Genomic DNA, 18,629 nt, shown 5'->3' with positions numbered 1-18,629 from the left:
ACCATTTGATCATATGACAAGATGTGTATCCACCTTAACTTAATGATTTTTACCAAAATCATTAGGGGATTCATCAGTGTTATGCAGCGGCTGTTGATTGGTTTTTGTGCTCTCTTTTCCCTGGCGGCCCAGGCCGCCCCGCTGACGCCCCCCCAGGGGGGCCAGTACGCCATCGTGGTGCAGGGCAACAACGGCATCGAGTTTGCCCGCCACGCGGATCAGATGATCGCCCCCGCCTCCACCATGAAGGTGCTCACCGCGCTGGCGGCCCGTCTCGAGCTCGGCGCCGACTTCCGCTTCGCCACCGACATCCAGGCCCAGCCTGGCGCCAAGCAGGGCAACGTCATCAACGGCGATATCTGGATCAACTTCGTCGGCGACCCCACCCTGTCACGGATGGACCTGCTGGCCCTGTTCAAACAGCTCGGGGTCAACCAGATCAAGGGCAACGTCTACGTCAACACCGGCGCCTACAACGGCTACGAGCGCGGCAACGGCTGGTCCTGGGGGGATCAGACCCTCTGCTTCGCCGCGCCCGTCTCTTCGGTCATCATCGACAAGAACTGCGCCTACGCCACCATCACAGCCACCCAGATCGGCAAGCCGGCGGTGGGCAACGTGGCCACCGGGGTCCCCATCGGGGTCGGTGCCGACAACGTGGAGGTGATGAGCTATGGCGACATGGCGCGCCAGTTCTGTGCGCTGGAAGTGGACATGGCCAAGGGCAACTTCTACGAGCTCAAGGGCTGCATCACCCCGAACAAGGATCCGCAGGGGCTGCGTTTCGCCATCCACGACGTGGAAGCCTGGGGCTGGGACAACATCCGCTGGGCCATGGACCGGGCCGGCATCAAGCATGACGGTCTGCTGCGCGTCACCCACAAGTCGCCGGACAATGCCGAGACCCTGGGCACCCATTACTCGGTCTCCCTGCCAGTGATGCTGGCCAAGATGTTGAAGAAATCGGACAACCTCTACGCCGATACCTTCCTCAAGACCGTCGGCCGCCACTACTACAACAAGCCGGGCAGCTATCGCAGCGGCACCATGGCGGTGCGCGCCATCCTGACCAAGAACGGCATCGATCTGGGCAACGCCACCCTGGCCGACGGCTCGGGCCTCTCCGCCCACAACCTCATCAGCGCCCGCCAGATGTTGTCGGTGCTGAACTTCATCCAGAAAAATGACGCGGAGCTCGGTCTCATCAAGCTGCTGCCAAGCTCCCAGGTGGACGGCACCCTGGCCTGGCGGCGCAGCGTCACCGCCCCCATGATGAAGAACAAGGTGCACGCCAAGACCGGCACCATCACCGGCACCTCCAACCTGGTGGGCTTTATCGACACCGCCGGTGGCCAGCGCAAGGCGTTCGTGATGTTCCAGCGCGGCCTGTCGCAGGATCCGGCCACCCACGAGCGTTACCGCGCCAGCAAGGCCCCCTGGCCCTGGACCGTGTTCGAGAAAGGGGTGCTGGAGAGCATCTACCAACAGCAGCCGATCCAGATCGCCGATGAGGGTTGATCCACTGCGAGGTGAGTGACGATGACGGCCGGCGCAGTGCGCCTTATCGAAGATGGCGAACGGCCGTATCGACAATTTCCACTTTGACTAGCCACGAGGCGGGACTATCCTGTGCCCAGCCTCAAATGAATGGAGAGAGAACATGTTTGCAGTGATTTTTGGTCGTCCCGGTTGCCCCTATTGTGTCCGTGCCAAGCAGATTGCCGAGCAACTGGTCGAACAGCGTGACGATTTCAAATTCCGCTACGTGGACATCCACGCCGAGGGCATCACCAAGGAAGATCTGGCCAAGAGCGCCGGCAAGCCGGTCAATACCGTGCCGCAAATCTTCCTGGACGAACAGCACATCGGTGGCTGCACCGATTTCGAAGCCTATGCCAAAGAGAACCTGGGTCTCTACCAGTAAGTTCACGTTGTAAAAAAGGCGCCATCAGGCGCCTTTTTTCATGGTCGTTCCCCGGCGTCACTCCGCCACCGGGCTGAAGCGGCTCACCACCTGACCCTGATGCTCGATCCACTCCATGAACATGACCACGGGACGGGCATAGACGGCGCCATCCTGCTCCGATTGATAGACCACCAGCTGCTCCCCGGTCTCGGTGTGCAGGGCCAGGGTCAGCACCTGATAATAACCACCCTTGAAGTGACGATAACGACCGGCGGCGGGGGCTTGCATGATGACTTCTCCATGGTGTAGGTACGGGGCCCGGGCAGGCCTGACAGCACGCGTCAGCTCCTGTTTTTGGCCGCCGTGGGCAAAAAGAACGGCATTTTTCACGCAAGCCAATCGTGCCAGCGAGCGTGAATATTTCAACACAGTCGGGTAGCTTTGTTAATGAGCCCCTCATCTTTCACTGGATAACCTTGGTTAACACAAACGATCGTGCTGAATTTAACGTTTTAGCAACCCTATTTCAGGGCTAAAAATCAGGGAATTCTACTAAAAAGAGGATTGTTCTAGCATTCAATTCTGTGAAGAATAGGGGAAAAGAAATTTGATACTAAAAACCGCCTTTTTCGCCAACGCGTCCCCATGGGGAAGGAATCACAGTCACCATGTTCACAATCGACAAGTCGCACAAGCTCGACGATGTCTGCTATGACATCCGCGGCCCGGTGCATAAAGAAGCTCGCCGTCTCGAAGACGAAGGCCACCGCATCATCAAGCTCAACATCGGCAACCCGGCTCCGTTCGGCTTCGAAGCGCCGGAAGAGATCATCAAGGATGTGATCCTCAACATGCCCCAGAGCCAGGGCTACTGCGACTCCAAGGGGCTCTTCTCCGCCCGCAAGGCGGTGATGCAGTACTACCAGCAGAAGGGAATGCGCAAGGTCGACATCGACGACATCTACATCGGCAACGGCGCCAGCGAGCTCATCGTGATGGCGATGCAGGCGCTGCTCAACAACGGCGACGAGATGCTGGTGCCCTCCCCTGACTACCCGCTCTGGACCGCGGCAGTGACCCTCTCCGGCGGCCATGCGGTGCACTACCGCTGCGACGAAGGGGCCGACTGGTATCCGGATCTCGACGACATCCGCGCCCGCATCACCCCGCGCACCCGCGGCCTGGTGCTGATCAACCCCAACAACCCGACCGGCGCCGTCTACGGCAGCGAGTTTTTGCTGGAGGTGATCGAGATCGCGCGCCAGCACAACCTCATCATCTTCGCCGACGAAATTTACGACAAGATCCTCTACGACGACATCTCCCACACCAGCGTCTGCACCCTGTGCGACGATGTGATGGTGGTGACCTTCAACGGCCTCTCCAAGGCCTACCGCGCCTGCGGCTTCCGCCAGGGCTGGATGGTCATCACCGGGCCCAAGGGCCGTGCCAAAGGCTATATCGAGGGGCTGGAGATGCTGGCCTCCATGCGGCTGTGTGCCAACGTGCCGATGCAGCACGCCATCCAGACCGCCCTGGGTGGCTACCAGAGCATCAACGAGCTGATCCTGCCGGGCGGGCGCCTGCGCCGCCAGCGTGACAAGGCCTGGGAGCTTTTGAACGAGATCCCCGGGGTCTCCTGCGTCAAGCCCAAGGGGGCGCTCTACATATTCCCGCGCCTCGATCCCAAGGTGTATGACATTCGCGACGACCAGAAGATGGTGTTCGACCTGCTGCAGCAGGAGAAGCTCTTGCTGGTGCAGGGCACCGGCTTCAACTGGCCGGCGCCGGATCACTTCCGGCTGGTGTTCCTGCCCCGGGAAGAGGAGCTGGAAGAGGCCATCGGCCGCCTCGCCCGCTTCCTCAAGGGTTACAAGCAGTAACCGCAACGCGGCGTCTGACCTGGCCTGCTGCTCGCCAGCAGCAGGCCGATCATAAAAAATCCGAAGCGGTCTGCACCGCTTCGGATTTTTTATGGCGAGAGAGTCCCGTCGCAAGGCCCGCGTTGTGGGCTATTTCTCCCCGGTGGCCACTTCGGCAGGCGGCACGGCGGGAGCCTGATACCACTGCTCACGAGGCACCAGCACGGCCTGCTCCGGCTGAGCCACGAAATTGGGGGACATGATCTGCACCCCGAACTCGTTGAACACATCCTGGATATGGCCGTGCAGTTCGGTTCTGACCGGGCCGGGCAACAGCCCCTCTTTCATCCGTACCTGCAGCTCGTACTCCACGTACCAGTCCTGCAGATTGAGCTGGCGTACCAACGGGGCCTGCTCCTGATTGATCAGCTGGCAGCGCCTGGCCGCCAGCTCCAGCATGGCGTGCACCTGACGCCAGGGAGTGTCATAGCCGATGGTGACCTTGGTGAGCAGGGCAATCCCCTTGTCGCTTGCCAGTCGACTCAGGTTGGTCACCTTGCCCCCCACCACCACGGCGTTGGGCAGGGTCACCTCGTGATCGTGGCGCGTCACCAGCTTGGTCGAGAGGGCGCTCAGCTCGGTGACGACCCCCTCCACCTCCCCTATCTGCACCAGATCCCCCGGTCGCAGGGCCCGCGAGTAGATCAGCACCAGGCCGCTCATGGCATGGTTCATGATCCCGGCCGAGCCCAGGGTCACCATCAGACCGAAGAAGACGCTCACCCCCTTGAAGGCGTCCGAATCGGCCCCCGGCAGATAGGGATAGGCGACGGTCAGGGCAAACAGCCAGATCACCACCGAGAGCAGACGGCGGGTCGCCCCTATCGTCTCGGAGTGCAGCCCCTGCACCCGGAAATGGCCGCGCTCGATGCGCGCGAAGATGACCGCCAGCATGCGGATGAACAGCTTGGTCAGCACAAAGATGACCAGCACGGTCGCCAGCCCCGGCATGGCGGCGATGATCCCGCCCAGAATGTTGCTGCACAGCTCCAGCAGGGAGGAGCCCAGCTGATCGCTCCAGATCCGGGTATGCGGGAACAGCCCCAGCACATAGGTGAGCCAGCCATAGGTGAGCAGCAGGATCACCAGCCAGGTGAACACGCCGATGACGCGGATCTCCAGGTTGCCGAGCACCTGGCGCCATTGATGGGGGATCAGCCCCTTCTGTTGCAGCAGGTTGTTGGCGAACCAGCGACGTGCCCGCTGATGCCCCCGCCGCAGCAGCTGCACCACCATCAGAAACAGCAGGGTCACCAGCAGCGTCTTGCCCGCCGCCTTGAGCAGGTAGGTGTTGGAGTGCAGCTCCAGCACTTTGACCCGCACATTTTCCAGCCGCAGCCGCACCCGCTCTGCGGCCTGATCCAGGGTCAGCTCATCGAGCCACTCCAGATCTTTTTCCAGCAACACCAGCAGGTGCTTGTCATTGAGCCTGAACTCCCTGGCCTCCTGACCGAGGCGGGTCGAGCTGACCACGGTCACCGGATGGGTCAGATCCTCGGGCTGCAGCTGTCTTACCCGCTCCTTGACGATCCGTACCCGGGCCGCCCCGTCCAGGCGACCGAATTTCGCCTGCAGCATCACTATGGGTTCGTGAAACAGGGTCAGGGTCTGGGCCTGCTCCTGCTCGGTCGGCTCCAGTCTCGGCTCCGCCGCCCACCCGCTATCGACCATGAGCAGGGCCAGCAGCATCCCTGCCAGCCTGATGATCCCTCTGTGCCCCATAACCTCTCCCTCGTGACCGTCAGGTTTCATCATGATGACCACGTTCGGCAACGGACGGGGCAACGTCCCCCTATCCCTCTCCTGGCGTCATCCATGACACATAGGGCTCATCGCCCTCGCTTGCAAAAAATCGAGTCATAACAAAGATCACCAGCAGTAATAGCACTGCAGTCGAAGCGGCGAAAGGGGCGACATCGCATTCTGCCACTGTGCTCACTTCGCCGGTCTGGCGCCTCAGTCAGGACTCATATTGATATGCTGCCAGAGACACGCATAAAAATGAATGCCATGGCGTCCTCCTCCTGAACCACCACGCGTCAAGGTGGCGAGCCAGCGGCTGCCTCTCTCTCTGCTCTGCGCGACATGAGTAAACAACAGGGCCGCTCAACCCTGGCTGAGCGGCCCTGTTTCATCGAGACGGTGGTCTGCTTATCACCCTTGCAGCAGGGCCCCGGCCACCAGCACCACCATGGTGATGAGGGCCACTCCTATGATGAAGGGCAGTACCCAGCGCACGAAGCGATCGTAGGGGATCCTGGCGAGCGCCAGCCCCGCCACCAGGTGGGCGGCGGTGGGGGCGAACAGGTTGATCCAGCCGGAGGCGGACTGATAGGCGGTGATCACCAGATCCCGCGAGATACCGGAGAAGTCAGCCAGCGGCCCCATCAGCGGCATGGAGACAGTCGCCAGCCCCGAGGTGGAGGGGATGAAGAAGCTTAGAATGATGTGTACCAGATAGGCCATCAGGATGAACACCGATGATGACAGCCCGCTCACCAGCCCCTCGGCCCAGTGCAAGATGGTGTCGATGATGACGCCGTGCTCCATCACCACATAGATGCCGCGTGCCACCGCCACCACTAGGGCCACCCCGATGAGATCCCGCGCCCCGTTCAGGAAGGTCGCCACATAGTTGGACTCCGGCATCCGGTTTATGAAGGCGATCAGGATGGAGGCGCTGAAGAAGAGGGTGGAGAGCTCGTCGAACCACCAGCCCAGGGTGGGCAGCAGGTCGATACCCAGATCGGACCAGGGCACCACCGCATAGATCATCAGCAAGAAGGTGCCGAAGAAGACCAGCATGGTGAGCTTCTGCTTGCCGCTGAAGGCGAGGTTGCCGCTCTTCATCTGGGAGAACTCGTCGTCATAGGCGATGTCGGCCAGCACGGAGCGGGACTTGTCCTGCTGCACCTGCCTGGCGTAGCGCATCACGAACCAGGAGGCGAAGATCACCAGCAGCAGCCACTGGATGACCCGCAACCCAATCCCCTCACCGATGGGGATACCGGCAAAACCGGAGGCGATGCCGGTGGCAAATGGGTTGACGGTGGAGGCGAGCACCCCGACCCCGGAGCCGAGCAGGATGATCCCCGCCGCCACCATGCGATCGAAGCCCGCCGCCATCATCACCGGCACGATCAGCGCCCAGAAGGCCACCGTCTCCTCCGCCATGCCGAAGGTGGAGCCGCCGAGGGCAAACAGGGCGATGAGCACCGGAATGAGCAGCCGCTCGCGCCCGGCAAAGGCACGGACGATGGCCCCCACCCCGGCATCCAGCGCCCCGCTCTGCATGGTCACCGCCAGAAAGCCGCCGATGATGAGCACGAACAGCGCCACGTCCGCCGCCTTGTGAAAGCCCTGAATGGGTGCCTTGAGCACATCGAATAGCCCCTGTGGCTGGGAGGGGAGCTCGGTGTAGCTGCCTGGCACTGGCAACAGCCGCTCATCGCCGCTGTAATCGGCCACGGCCGCCGCCGCCACCGGCTGCTGGCTCTTGGCGGTCACATAGTTGTATTTGCCCGCCGGCAGCACCCAGGTGAGGGCCGCCATCAGGGCGATGATGATGAAAAGCAGGGTGTAAACCGTGGGGAGTTGGCGCTTCTTGGGCGCATCATTTGGAGTGGTCATAGCTTCCGTACCTCGGCAATGCCGTCATGTGATCCGATCACCGCCAGACTAGCGGGTTTGATATGGGAAAAAGGTGATCGCGGATAATAAAATTTCGCAACCTGGCGGTATTTTTGCCAAAAAAACAGGGCCCCGCGGGGCCCCATTTTCACTTGGGTCAGACTCAGAGTTCGACCACGTCGAACTGCACGTCCGGATTCACGTCCGCGTCGTAATCCACCTCGTCCAGCCCGAAACCGAACAGGCGCAGGAACTCCTGCTTGTAGCCGGTGTAGTCGGTCAGATCCGAGAGGTTCTCGCTGGTGATGGACGGCCACAGGTCGCGGCAGGTCTGCTGTACGTCTTCGCGCAGCTCCCAGTCATCCATGCGGATGCGGGCCTGCTCGTCCAGCGTCAGATCGGCGCCGTACAGACGGGTGCGCATCATGCGATCCACCTGCTCCATGCAGCCCTCGTGAATGCCCTTCTCCTTCATGATCTTGAAGGCCATGGAGATGTAGAGCGGCATCACCGGAATGGCGCTTGATGCCTGGGTCACCACGGATTTGAGCACGGCCACGTGGGCGGTGCCGCCCTTGGCAGCCAGATCGCCACGGATGGCGGCGGCGGCGCGGTCCAGATCTTCCTTGGCGCGGCCCAGGGTGCCATGCCAGTAGATTGGCCAGGTCAAGTCGGTACCGATGTAGGAGTAGGCCACGGACTTGGCGCCGTCGGCCAGCACGCCCGCATCGCGCAGGGCGGTCATCCACAGCTCCCAGTCCTGACCGCCCATGACGGTGATGGTGTTCTGGATCTCTTCCTCGTTCGCCGGCTCGACGGTGGCGGTGATGATCTGATCCTTGTTGGTGTCGATGGCGGTGGTGGTGTAGACCTCGCCGATGGGTTTGAGGGCGGAGCGCACCACTTCACCGGTTTCCGGCATCTTGCGCACCGGAGAGGCCAGGGAGTAGACCACCAGATCAATCTGACCCAGATCCTGCTTGATGAGCTCGATCACCTTGGCGCGGCATTCGTTGGAGAAGGCATCGCCGTTGACACTTTTCGCGTACAGACCTGCCTCTTTGGCGGCCTTGTCGAAGGCGGCGGAGTTGTACCAGCCGGCGGTACCGGTCTTGGTTTCGCTGCCCGCTTTTTCAAAGAAGACGCCGAGGGTGGCGGCGCCGGAGCCGAAGGCGGCGGCAATGCGAGACGCCAGGCCATAACCTGTGGAGGCACCGATCACCAGCACCTTCTTGGGACCATTCTCGATGGTGCCCTTGGCCTGGGTATAGGCAATCTGACGACGAACATTGGCTTCGCAACCGACCGGGTGAGTGGTGGTGCAGATAAAGCCGCGAACCTTGGGTTTGATGATCATGTGTTGTCTCTTATCCGTTTGATGGATGAAATCGGGGCATAAGATACCTCATCTTGCCGCGATAAGGTGCTCTGATGTGTTGAATCGCAGGGAAAATGAGCAAATGGAGGGACAAAAACCGCCGCCGCCCCTCCTACCGTCACGCCCTCAGGCGGACTTGCCCCGTTCCCCCCTGTTGCCGCTCACCCGCATGGAACAATAAATAACGACAAAACAAGCAGTTCCCCCCAATGGCCAAGGCGATGGCCAAAGAACCTGTACTAGTATTCAGACGGTCGGTTATTGTCATGAAGAGCCTCACAGGGGTCTTAACAAGGAGCTCCGCCATGTTTTGGAATCGCACGGGAAATCACGACAAGAGTGAACAAGCGGCAAAGATCGCAGCACTCGGCGCCTTTGAGCAAGCCATCCAGTCACGGCTGCCCTATATCGAATTCACCCCGGAGGGGGTCATCACCTTCGTCAACGATCGCTTTCTCGCCATCGTGGGCTACGGCCGGGAGGAGGTGATCGGCAAGCACCACAGCTCCCTCTGCTTCCCCGACGATGTCAACACCCGGGAATACGAGCAGCTATGGCAGGAGCTGCGGCGGGGAGAGTCGCGCAGCGGCCGCTTCATTCGTCAGGCCAAATCGGGCAAGGCGGTCTGGCTCGAAGCCAGTTACTTCCCGATCCTCCTCGATGGCAAGGTGAGCAAGGTGGCCAAGGTCGCCTCCAACGTCAGCGAGCAACAATCCACCCTGGAGCGCACCCAGGCGCTGCTGACGGCACTGGACAAGTCACTGGCCGTCATCGACTTCCAGCCCGATGGCACCGTCATCACCGCCAACCAGAACTTCCTGCACTGTTTTGGCTACCGGCTGGACGAGGTGGTGGGTCAGCCCCACCGCATGTTCTGTGACGAGGAGTTTTATCAGCAGAATCCCAACTTCTGGCGGGATCTCGGATCCGGCGCCATCCAGTCCGGGCTCTTCATGCGCCGCGGCCGCCACGGCGAGAAGATCTGGCTGGAGGCCACCTACAACCCCATCTTCAACCACGAGCGCAAGGTGGTGAAGATCATCAAGCTGGCGAGCGACATCAGCGAGCGGGTGGAGAAATCCATCTCGGTGCGCGAGGCGGCCCAGAAAGCCTGCGCCATCGCCGGTGAGACCGTTTCGAGCGCCGCCAAAGGACGGGAGGTGATCGACAAGGTGCTGGAAACCTCGGCCCACATCAACAGTTCGGTCAGCGAGGTCACCCGGCAGATAGAGAACCTCAACCAGCAGTCGAGAAGCATAGAGTCCATCATCTCCACCATCAGCAGCATCGCGGATCAGACCAACCTGCTGGCGCTCAACGCCGCCATCGAGGCGGCCCGCGCCGGCGAGCAGGGGCGCGGATTTGCGGTGGTGGCCGATGAAGTGCGCCAGCTGGCGGCCAGAACCTCCACCTCCACCGGCGAGATTGTCTCCGTCATCCGGCTTAACTCTGACATCACCTCCAGGATCACCCAGACCGTCTCTGTGGTATCGGACAAGGCGATGGCAGGTCAGGCCCAGGCCGACATCATCGCCGGCGTCATTCAGGAGATCATCGAGGACGCCAACTCCGTCTCGGAGACGGTCAAAGGGCTCTCAATCTAGCCATTTCGCCCACAACAGACAGGCGACGCCGGTGCGTCGCCTGTTTGCTTTGTCTCCTGTGTTACCCGCCTGCATTCGATGGGGTGCTCCGCCCGTTACCCCTCGGCGGTGACGGCCTGCGCCCCCTTGCACCTGGCCGGCAGTTGCCCCAGCGCGATGCCCAGCAGCACGGCGCCGCAGGCCACCCATTGCAGGGCATTGAGGGTCTCCCCCAACAGCAGGTAGGCCAGCAGCAGGGTAAACACCGGGATGAGATTGACGTAGGCTGCCGCCAGCGTCACCTTCACCTGGGTCACCGACCAGTTGTAGAGCAGGTAGGCCCCGAGCGTCACGCAGGCACCGAGAAAGACGATGACCGCCATATCCTGCCAGGCCCAGCCTGCAGGCCAGGGCTCGCTGAGGGCGAAGGGGGCAAAAAAGAGGGTGCCGACAAAGGCCTGCAGGGCGGTCAGGGTCAGCACGCTGTAGCGGCTGCAGAGCTTCTTGAACACCACCGAGTAGGTGGCGGCGCAGAACATGGCCGCCATCTCCAGGCTGTTGCCAAGCAGGGCGTTGGGGGCAAACTCATCGGCTCCGCTGCCAAAACCGAGCAGGGCGATGCCGAAGATGGCCACGGCAAAGCCGAGCAGCTGGCGGCGGCTCACCCGCTCCCCGATCAGCAAAAAGGCGACCAGGGCCACCACCAGCGGCAGCAGGGCGCAGACCATGCCCGCCTGGCCGGCGCTGGTGTAGCGCAGGGCGTTGACCTCCAGCAGAAAATAGAGGCAGGGCTCCAGTGCCCCCATCAAGGCCAGCCAGCGCCAATCCCCTTTCTGGTAGCGGAAATTGCCGAGATAGCGGTAGCAACACAGCCAGCAAAGGGCCGCCACGCTCATGCGCATGAAGAGCACCTGACCGAAGCCCCAGACCGCCAGCACATGCTTGAGCGCGATGAAGGAGCTGGACCAGAGCAGCATCGCCAGAGTCAGGGTAAAAATGGGTAAAGGGCGCACGTTTCCTCCATGAAATTGGCTATTTGAATAATAACCATGCGGCCTTGCGGTTGTTAAAAGGCACCTAAAATCAGATAATACCGCCGCCTTCAAACCGGATAACCAACCTGCAATGACTGAGTACCTGCTTTTACTGGTCGGCACCGTGCTGATCAACAACTTCGTGCTGGTGAAGTTCCTTGGCCTGTGCCCCTTCATGGGCGTCTCCGGCAAGCTGGAAACCGCCATCGGCATGGGGTTGGCGACCACCTTCGTGATGACCCTGGCCAGCGCCTGTTCCTATCTGATGGAACACTATATCCTGATCCCGCTGAACATCGCCTACCTGCGCACGCTCGCCTTCATTCTTGTGATCGCCGTCGTGGTTCAGTTTACCGAGATGGTTATCCGCAAGAGCAGCCCTACCCTCTACCGTCTGCTTGGCATCTTCCTGCCGCTCATCACCACCAACTGTGCCGTGCTGGGGGTGGCGCTGCTCAGCATCAACGAGCACCACAACTTCATCCAGAGCATCATCTACGGCTTTGGTGCCGCCACCGGCTTCTCGCTGGTACTGATCCTGTTTGCCGCCATGCGTGAGCGCCTGGTGGCCGCCGATGTTCCCACCCCGTTTCGCGGCGTCTCCATCGCCATGATCACTGCCGGCCTGATGTCGCTGGCCTTTATGGGCTTTACCGGCCTCATCAAGATATAGCGCTATGATTCACATTCTTTTTGCCGTTCTGGTGTTGGCTCTGCTGGCCCTGGCTTTCGGCATCATTCTGGGCTTTGCCGCCGTCAAGTTTCATGTGGAAGCCGATCCCATCGTCGATCAGCTCGACGCCCTGCTGCCGCAAACCCAGTGCGGCCAGTGCGGCTACCCTGGCTGCAAACCCTACGCCGAGGCACTGGCCAACGGCGATCAGATCAACAAGTGTGTACCCGGTGGCGATGCCACCATGCGCAAGATTGCCGATCTGATGGGGGTCGAACCCCAGCCGCTGGGCGGCGCAGAAGCCGCCGTACCGGTCAAGAAAGTCGCCTTCATCCATGAAGATCAGTGCATCGGCTGCACCAAGTGCATCCAGGCCTGCCCGGTCGATGCCATCGTCGGTGCCACCAAGGCGATGCACACCGTGATCAAGGACGAGTGCACCGGCTGCGATCTCTGCGTCGATCCCTGCCCGACCGACTGCATCGAGATGATCCCGGTGCCCACCACGGTCGACAACTGGAAGTGGGATCTCAACAACGTCACCATTCCGGTCAAGATAGTGGAGTAACCATGCAGTCCTTACTCGAACGCATCAAAGCCGGCACCCTGTGGGATTTTCACGGCGGCATTCATCCTCCCGAGAACAAGGAGCAGTCCAGCCTCACCCCCGTGGTGGACGCGGGCCTGCCGCCCCAGCTCATCATTCCGGTACGCCAGCACGCGGGCCCGGCCGGCGATCTGCTGGTGCGGGTCGGCGACCGGGTCAAGAAGGGTCAGCCACTCACCCGTCATGAGAAGGGGCGGATCGTGCCGGTGCACGCCTCCACCTCCGGCACCATCACCGCCATCGGGCACCATACGGTGGCCCACCCCTCCGGTCTCGACGATCTCTGCATCACCCTCACCCCGGATGGCGAAGATGCCTGGGGCGAGCGCAAGGGCCAAGCCGACTACTGGAATCTGGAGCGGGGTAAACTGCTCGAGCGCATTCAGCAGGCCGGTATCGCCGGCCTCGGCGGCGCCGTGTTCCCGACTCACAGCAAACTCGACGGCCGTGGCCAGCTCACCGAGATTCTCATCGTCAACGGGCTGGAGTGCGAGCCCTACATCACCACCGATGACCGGCTGATGCAGGAGTATGCCGACGAGATAATGGACGGCATCCGGGTGCTCAAGCACCTGCTCAAACCCAAGCTGACCCTGATCGGGGTGGAAGACAACAAGCCGGCCGCCATCGGCGAGCTGACCCGTCACGCCACTGACGAAGACGTACTGGTCAAGACGGTCCCCACCAAGTACCCCTCGGGCGGCGCCAAGCAGACCATAGAGCTGCTCACCGGTCGTCAGGTACCCAAAGGCGGCCGTGCGGTAGACATGGGCATCATGGTGCTCAACGTGGCCACCGTGTTTGCCATCAAGCGCGCCATCATCGACGGCGAACCGCTCATCTCCCGCATCGTCACCCTCACCGGCGACGCCTTCAAGAAGCCGGGCAACGCCTGGGTGCTGCTGGGCACGCCGGTACGCTGGCTGCTGCAGCGCTTCGAGCTGCAGCCCGAGGCGGATCAGCGGGTCATCATGGGGGGGCCCATGATGGGCTTCACCCTGCCCCACGCCATGGTCCCCGTGGTCAAGGCCACCAACTGTCTGCTCTCCCCCACCCGGGCCGAGCTGCCGCCCCCCGGTCCGGAGCAGGCCTGCATTCGCTGCAGCGCCTGTGCCGACGCTTGTCCGGCCAACCTGCTACCGCAGGAGCTCTACTGGTACAGCCGGGCCAAGGAGTACGACAAGGCCGAAGGGCTCAACCTGTTCGACTGCATCGAATGCGGCGCCTGCGCCTGGGTCTGCCCGAGCGAGATCCCGCTGGTGCAGTACTACAAGATTGCCAAGGATGACATCCGCGAAGCTCGCGCCGAGGCCGAGAAGGCCGAGCGCGCCAAGCAGCGCTTCGAGGCCAAGCAGGCCCGCTTCGAGCGGGAGAAAGCCGCCCGCGAAGCCCGCCATGCCGAGGCAGCTGCCCAGCGCCGCCAGGCCATGACAGCGGCCGGCGGAGAGGATCCGGTGGCTGCGGCCCTGGCCCGTCTCAAGGCCAAGCAGGAGGCTCCCGTCACGGCCGTTGCCGCCACTGCCGAAGGTGTGCCCGACAACAGCGCGGTGATCGCCGCCCGTGAGGCCCGCAAGCGGGAGGCGGAAGCCCGCCGCGCCGCCAAGGCGCTCGATACGACGGCAGCTATGCCAAGCGAGGCTGCAGCCACAGAGGCGGATCCGAAAAAAGCGGCCATCGCCGCCGCACTGGCGCGGGCCAAGGCCAAGAAGGCAGCCCAGAGCGGTGACACCGAAGCGGCACAGGCCACCCCGGAGGATGCCACAGCGTCAACCAGTGCTGCTGCCCAGAGCGATCCCAAGAAGGCCGCCATCGCGGCAGCCATTGCCCGCGCCAAAGCGAAGAAAGCGCAAGCTGGCAGCGAGGCAGATACCACCGAGCCTGGCGCTGACAGCCGTGCGGCAACAGCCGAGCCGACCGGCGCGGGGGACGATCCCAAGAAGGCGGCCATTGCTGCCGCCATCGCCCGTGCCAAGGCCAAGAAGGCCGCTGCTCAGGCGCAAGGCGACAAAGCAGTAACCGAGGGTGAAGAAGCTGTTGCTGCCGTCCAGCAGCCTGACACTGCCGACGCAGATCCCAAGAAGGCGGCCATCGCTGCCGCCGTCGCCCGCGCCAAAGCCAAGAAGGCCGCGGCTCAGGCGCAAGGCGACGCAGTCGTGAGCGAGGGTGAAGAGGCCGTTGCAGCCGCCTCTGCTACCGCCCCGCAGCCTGATGCTGCCGACGCGGATCCCAAAAAGGCAGCCATTGCCGCCGCCATCGCCCGTGCCAAGGCCAAGAAGGCTGCGGCTCAAGCGCAAGGTGACACCGCCATAAGCGAGGGTGAAGAGGCTGTTGCAGCAGCCCCTGCTACCGTCCCGCAGCCTGATGCCGCCGAGGCGGATCCCAAGAAGGCGGCCATTGCCGCCGCCATCGCCCGCGCCAAGGCCAAGAAGGCTGCGGCTCAAGCGCAAGGCGACACAGCCGTGAGCGAGGGTGAAGCGGCTGTTGCGGCGGCCCCTGCTACCGCCCCGCAGCCTGATGCTGCCGAGGCAGATCCCAAGAAGGCGGCCATCGCTGCCGCCGTGGCCCGTGCCAAGGCCCGGAAACTGGCGGCCGAGGCGGCAGCCCAGGCCTCCCCTTCTCCATCGACCGACAAGAGCCACTGATCCATGTTCAATATCGCGAGTGCGCCGTTTGCCCATAACCGCAGACAGACCCAAACCCTGATGTTGCTGGTGATGCTGGCCTGTCTGCCCGGTTTTCTGGCGCAGAGCTGGTTCTTTGGCTGGGGCACCCTGATCCAGATCCTGCTGGCCCTGGTCACGGCGCTGGCCTCCGAAGCCCTGGTGCTGCGCCTGCGCCAACGCCCCGTCAAGCCAGCCCTGCTGGATGGCAGTGCGGCGCTCACCGCCGTGCTGATCGGTCTCTCCCTGCCGCCGCTGCTGCCCTGGTGGATGCTGGTGCTGGGCACGGCGTTTGCCATCATCATCGCCAAGCACCTCTACGGCGGACTGGGCCAGAACCTGTTCAACCCTGCCATGGTGGCCTATGTGCTGCTGCTGGTCTCCTTCCCGGTACAGATGACCAGCTGGCTGCCGCCGTCGAGCATCGCCGCCTACGACATCGGCTTTGGCGATGCGGCCTCGGTGATCTTCACCGGCTTCAGCCTGGATGGCTACAGCATGGCCCAGCTCAAGCAGGGAGTGGACGGACTGACCATGGCCACACCGCTGGATACCCTGAAAACCGGGCTGACCCAGGGCCTCACCGCCGGCGAAGTGATGACCCACAAGGTGTTCGAGGGCTGGGGCGGCATCGGCTGGAGCTGGGTCAACCTCGGCTACCTGCTGGGCGGTCTGTTCCTGCTGCAACAGAAGGTGATCAACTGGCGCATCCCGGGGGCCATCCTCGGCGCCCTGCTGCTGGCTGCCACCCTGGGTTATCTGGTGACGCCGGATGCCACCGCCACCCCCATGTTCCACCTGTTCAGCGGCGCCACCATGCTGGGGGCCTTCTTCATCGCCACGGATCCGGTGAGTGCCAGCACCACACCGCGCGGCCGCCTGGTCTATGGCGTGCTCATCGGGGTGCTGGTCTACCTCATCCGCCGCTTTGGCGGCTACCCGGACGCCTTCGCCTTCGCCGTGCTGCTGGCCAACCTGTGCGTGCCGCTGATCGACAGCCTGACACGCCCCAAAGTCTATGGAGCCCGCCGCAAATGATCTCGACAGCCAACGCCTGCATGGCTTGCTGGACAGACAGCCTGAGCTGTCCCGGCGCCCATGACGCCCGTCGTATGAACGTCGCGCACACCTCACTCTCAGGAACGATGCAATGTTAAAGAGCATGCGCAAGAATGGCGTCACCCTGGCCCTGTTCGCCCTGGCCTGTACCACCCTGGTGGTACTGACCAACGAATTGACCCAGGGCCGGATCGCCCATCAACAGCAGCTGGAGAAGCTGCGCACCCTCTCCGCCCTGCTGCCGGAGGGGAGCTATGACAACGATCTGGTGGCCAGCTGCAAGCTGGTGCAGAGCAAACGCTATCTGGGCAGCGACCAGCCGATGCCCCTCTACACCGCGACCCTGCAGGGCACCACCACCGGCTATGCGCTGGAAACCGTGGCCCCCGACGGCTACAGTGGGGCCATTCGCCTGATCGTCGGCACCGACGCCAAGGGCACCGTCAGCGCGGTGCGGGTGTTGACCCACAACGAGACGCCCGGTCTTGGCGACAAGATAGAGTTGAAAAAATCTGGCTGGATCAACAGCTTCGTCGGCAAGTTTCTCAACCGCGACAACGAATCCAGCTGGGCCGTGAAGAAGGATGGCGGCGAGTTCGACGCCTTCACCGGCGCCACCATCACCCCCAGGGCCGTGGTCAAGGCGGTGAAGAACCTGCTGTTGCTGCAACAGGAGCACCCCGAGCTGCTGCGGGACGCCCCCGCCTGTGACGCCACCCCCTAACGCCGGAGCACAAGCTATGGAACAAGTTGATGTGATTGACGGGCAGAGCCCGATCAGCGAGAGCAATGGCCGCCGTGAAGAGCTCAAGGAGCTGATGCTGCAGGGGCTGTGGAAGAACAACCCCTCCCTGGTGCAGGTGCTGGGGCTCTGCCCCACCCTGGCGGTCTCCTCCACCTTCACCAATGCGCTGGGGCTCGGCCTTGCCACCATGGCGGTACTGGTCAGCTCCAACCTCGCCATCTCCCTGGTGCGCAACTGGGTGCCCAAGGATATCCGCATCCCGGTCTACGTGATGATCATCGCGGCCCTGGTGACCAGCGTGCAGCTGTTGATGAACGCCTACACCTACGGCCTCTATCAGGCGCTCGGCATCTTCATCGCCCTCATCGTCACCAACTGCGTCATCATAGGCCGGGCCGAGGCCTATGCCTCCAAGAACCCGCCGCTGCTGGCGGCCATCGACGGCTTCATGATGGGACTGGGCTTTACCCTGGTGCTGCTGGTGCTGGGGGGGCTTCGCGAGATCATCGGCATGGGCACCCTGTTTGACGGTGCCGACCTGCTGCTGGGTGAGTGGGCCAAGTCCCTGCGCATCGAGCTGTTCCATGCCGACGCCAGCCTGCTGCTGGCGATCCTGCCCCCTGGCGGCTTCATCGGTCTCGGCCTGATGATCGCCGGCAAGAACGCCATCAACGACTGGATGGGCCGCAAGCAAAGCGCCGAAAAGGCCCATTGCAGCGTGCCGGCCGCGGGCGCCCGCGCGACCCAGCTCTGAGCCAAGAGGGAGCCATGAACAACCAGAAACGCAGACTGATCCTGGAGCGACTGCGGGACGACAATCCCCACCCCACCACAGAGCTCAACTTCACCACGCCGTTCGAGCTGCTGATCGCCGTGCTGCTGTCCGCCCAGGCCACCGACGTGAGCGTCAACAAGGCCACCGACAAGCTCTACCCGGTGGCCAACACCCCGCAGGCCATGCTGGATCTGGGGGTGGACGGGCTCAAGGAGTACATCAAGACCATTGGCCTGTTCAACACCAAGGCCGAGAACGTCATCAAGACCTGCGCCATCCTGCTGGAGCGCCACGGCGGCGAGGTGCCGGAGAATCGCGAGGCCCTCGAGGCCCTGCCCGGTGTTGGCCGCAAGACCGCCAACGTGGTGCTCAACACCGCCTTCGGCTGGCCCACCATCGCCGTCGATACCCATATCTTCCGGGTCTCCAACCGCACCGGCTTTGCGGTGGGCAAGAACGTCGATCAGGTGGAGGAGAAGCTGCTCAAGGTGGTTCCGGCCGAGTTCAAGCTGGATGTGCACCACTGGCTGATCCTGCACGGGCGCTACACCTGCCTGGCCCGCAAGCCGCGCTGTGGCTCCTGCATCATCGAAGATTTGTGTGAGTACAAAGAAAAAGTCTACCCCGAGAGCTGATCCGCAGGGCGAGGCCTGGCTT

At 62.7% G+C, this 18,629-nt stretch carries 16 protein-coding genes; 11 read left to right on the top strand and 5 right to left on the bottom strand.

All coding sequences use genetic code 11. The annotated features are described in order from the left end of the window. Window positions 1-81: 81 nt before the first annotated feature. Entirely contained in the window at window positions 82-1,518 is a 1,437-nt protein-coding gene (gene dacB / locus PG897_RS19300; RefSeq protein WP_043169815.1) for a D-alanyl-D-alanine carboxypeptidase/D-alanyl-D-alanine endopeptidase, read from the top strand. Window positions 1,519-1,660: 142 nt separating this feature from the next. After that, window positions 1,661-1,924, top strand: coding sequence for a GrxA family glutaredoxin (locus PG897_RS19295; RefSeq protein ID WP_010633640.1), 264 nt, complete (start codon window positions 1,661-1,663; stop codon window positions 1,922-1,924). A 57-nt stretch (window positions 1,925-1,981) separates the two neighbouring features. Here the strand turns inward: PG897_RS19295 and PG897_RS19290 are convergent, their stop codons facing one another. Then, window positions 1,982-2,194, bottom strand: coding sequence for a DUF1653 domain-containing protein (locus tag PG897_RS19290; RefSeq protein WP_010633639.1), 213 nt, complete (start codon window positions 2,192-2,194; stop codon window positions 1,982-1,984). 380 nt (window positions 2,195-2,574) lie between these two features. On the opposite strand from PG897_RS19290, the gene PG897_RS19285 reads away from it, so the two are divergent. Beyond that, entirely contained in the window at window positions 2,575-3,789 is a 1,215-nt protein-coding gene (locus PG897_RS19285) for a pyridoxal phosphate-dependent aminotransferase (RefSeq protein WP_201884966.1), read from the top strand. A gap of 129 nt (window positions 3,790-3,918) precedes the next feature. On the opposite strand, the gene PG897_RS19280 is transcribed toward PG897_RS19285, so the two are convergent. The 3 genes from PG897_RS19280 to fabV all read right to left on the bottom strand — a co-directional run bounded on the left by PG897_RS19280 (window position 3,919) and on the right by fabV (window position 8,815). Further along, window positions 3,919-5,550, bottom strand: a complete 1,632-nt coding sequence (locus tag PG897_RS19280) for a mechanosensitive ion channel family protein (RefSeq protein WP_201881315.1) — start codon at window positions 5,548-5,550, stop codon at window positions 3,919-3,921. Window positions 5,551-5,982: 432 nt separating this feature from the next. After that, window positions 5,983-7,458, bottom strand: a complete 1,476-nt coding sequence (locus tag PG897_RS19275; protein WP_043169818.1) for a YfcC family protein — start codon at window positions 7,456-7,458, stop codon at window positions 5,983-5,985. 163 nt (window positions 7,459-7,621) lie between these two features. Continuing rightward, complete coding sequence (fabV, locus tag PG897_RS19270) at window positions 7,622-8,815, bottom strand: enoyl-ACP reductase FabV (protein ID WP_043169820.1); 1,194 nt, start codon at window positions 8,813-8,815, stop codon at window positions 7,622-7,624. A gap of 326 nt (window positions 8,816-9,141) precedes the next feature. Here fabV and PG897_RS19265 point away from each other — a divergent pair, with 326 nt between their 5' ends. Then, window positions 9,142-10,440, top strand: coding sequence for a methyl-accepting chemotaxis protein (locus tag PG897_RS19265; RefSeq protein ID WP_005302254.1), 1,299 nt, complete (start codon window positions 9,142-9,144; stop codon window positions 10,438-10,440). Window positions 10,441-10,535: 95 nt separating this feature from the next. On the opposite strand, the gene PG897_RS19260 is transcribed toward PG897_RS19265, so the two are convergent. Next, on the bottom strand, window positions 10,536-11,432 hold the full coding sequence (locus PG897_RS19260) for a DMT family transporter (RefSeq protein ID WP_270829262.1): 897 nt from the start codon (window positions 11,430-11,432) through the stop codon (window positions 10,536-10,538). A 112-nt stretch (window positions 11,433-11,544) separates the two neighbouring features. Between PG897_RS19260 and rsxA the strand changes: the two genes are divergently transcribed. The 7 genes from rsxA (at window position 11,545) to nth (ending at window position 18,607) form a co-directional block, all read left to right on the top strand. Next, window positions 11,545-12,126: an electron transport complex subunit RsxA gene (gene rsxA, locus PG897_RS19255; protein ID WP_005302262.1), complete on the top strand. Its 582-nt coding sequence runs from the start codon at window positions 11,545-11,547 to the stop codon at window positions 12,124-12,126. 4 nt (window positions 12,127-12,130) lie between these two features. After that, window positions 12,131-12,694, top strand: coding sequence for an electron transport complex subunit RsxB (gene rsxB / locus PG897_RS19250; RefSeq protein ID WP_005302265.1), 564 nt, complete (start codon window positions 12,131-12,133; stop codon window positions 12,692-12,694). A 2-nt stretch (window positions 12,695-12,696) separates the two neighbouring features. Continuing rightward, window positions 12,697-15,375 (top strand): electron transport complex subunit RsxC, encoded by a 2,679-nt coding sequence (gene rsxC / locus PG897_RS19245; RefSeq protein WP_201884965.1) that lies wholly within the window; start codon window positions 12,697-12,699, stop codon window positions 15,373-15,375. Between the two features lie 3 nt (window positions 15,376-15,378). Then, complete coding sequence (gene rsxD / locus PG897_RS19240; protein ID WP_005302270.1) at window positions 15,379-16,431, top strand: electron transport complex subunit RsxD; 1,053 nt, start codon at window positions 15,379-15,381, stop codon at window positions 16,429-16,431. A gap of 112 nt (window positions 16,432-16,543) precedes the next feature. Continuing rightward, window positions 16,544-17,176 (top strand): electron transport complex subunit RsxG, encoded by a 633-nt coding sequence (gene rsxG, locus PG897_RS19235; RefSeq protein ID WP_043169825.1) that lies wholly within the window; start codon window positions 16,544-16,546, stop codon window positions 17,174-17,176. A gap of 16 nt (window positions 17,177-17,192) precedes the next feature. After that, the gene (locus PG897_RS19230) at window positions 17,193-17,951 is read left to right on the top strand and encodes an electron transport complex subunit E (RefSeq protein ID WP_017764207.1); all 759 of its coding nucleotides are present in this window, start codon (window positions 17,193-17,195) and stop codon (window positions 17,949-17,951) included. A 14-nt stretch (window positions 17,952-17,965) separates the two neighbouring features. Then, the gene (gene nth / locus PG897_RS19225) at window positions 17,966-18,607 is read left to right on the top strand and encodes an endonuclease III (protein ID WP_017778817.1); all 642 of its coding nucleotides are present in this window, start codon (window positions 17,966-17,968) and stop codon (window positions 18,605-18,607) included. The last annotated feature ends 22 nt before the right edge of the window (window positions 18,608-18,629 follow it).

The sequence above is a fragment of the Aeromonas sp. QDB20 genome (assembly GCF_027707805.1).
Classification (GTDB): domain Bacteria; phylum Pseudomonadota; class Gammaproteobacteria; order Enterobacterales; family Aeromonadaceae; genus Aeromonas; species Aeromonas dhakensis.
The sequence above is the reverse complement of the archived record's forward strand: the minus strand, read 5'-3'. Positions and strand labels throughout refer to the sequence as shown.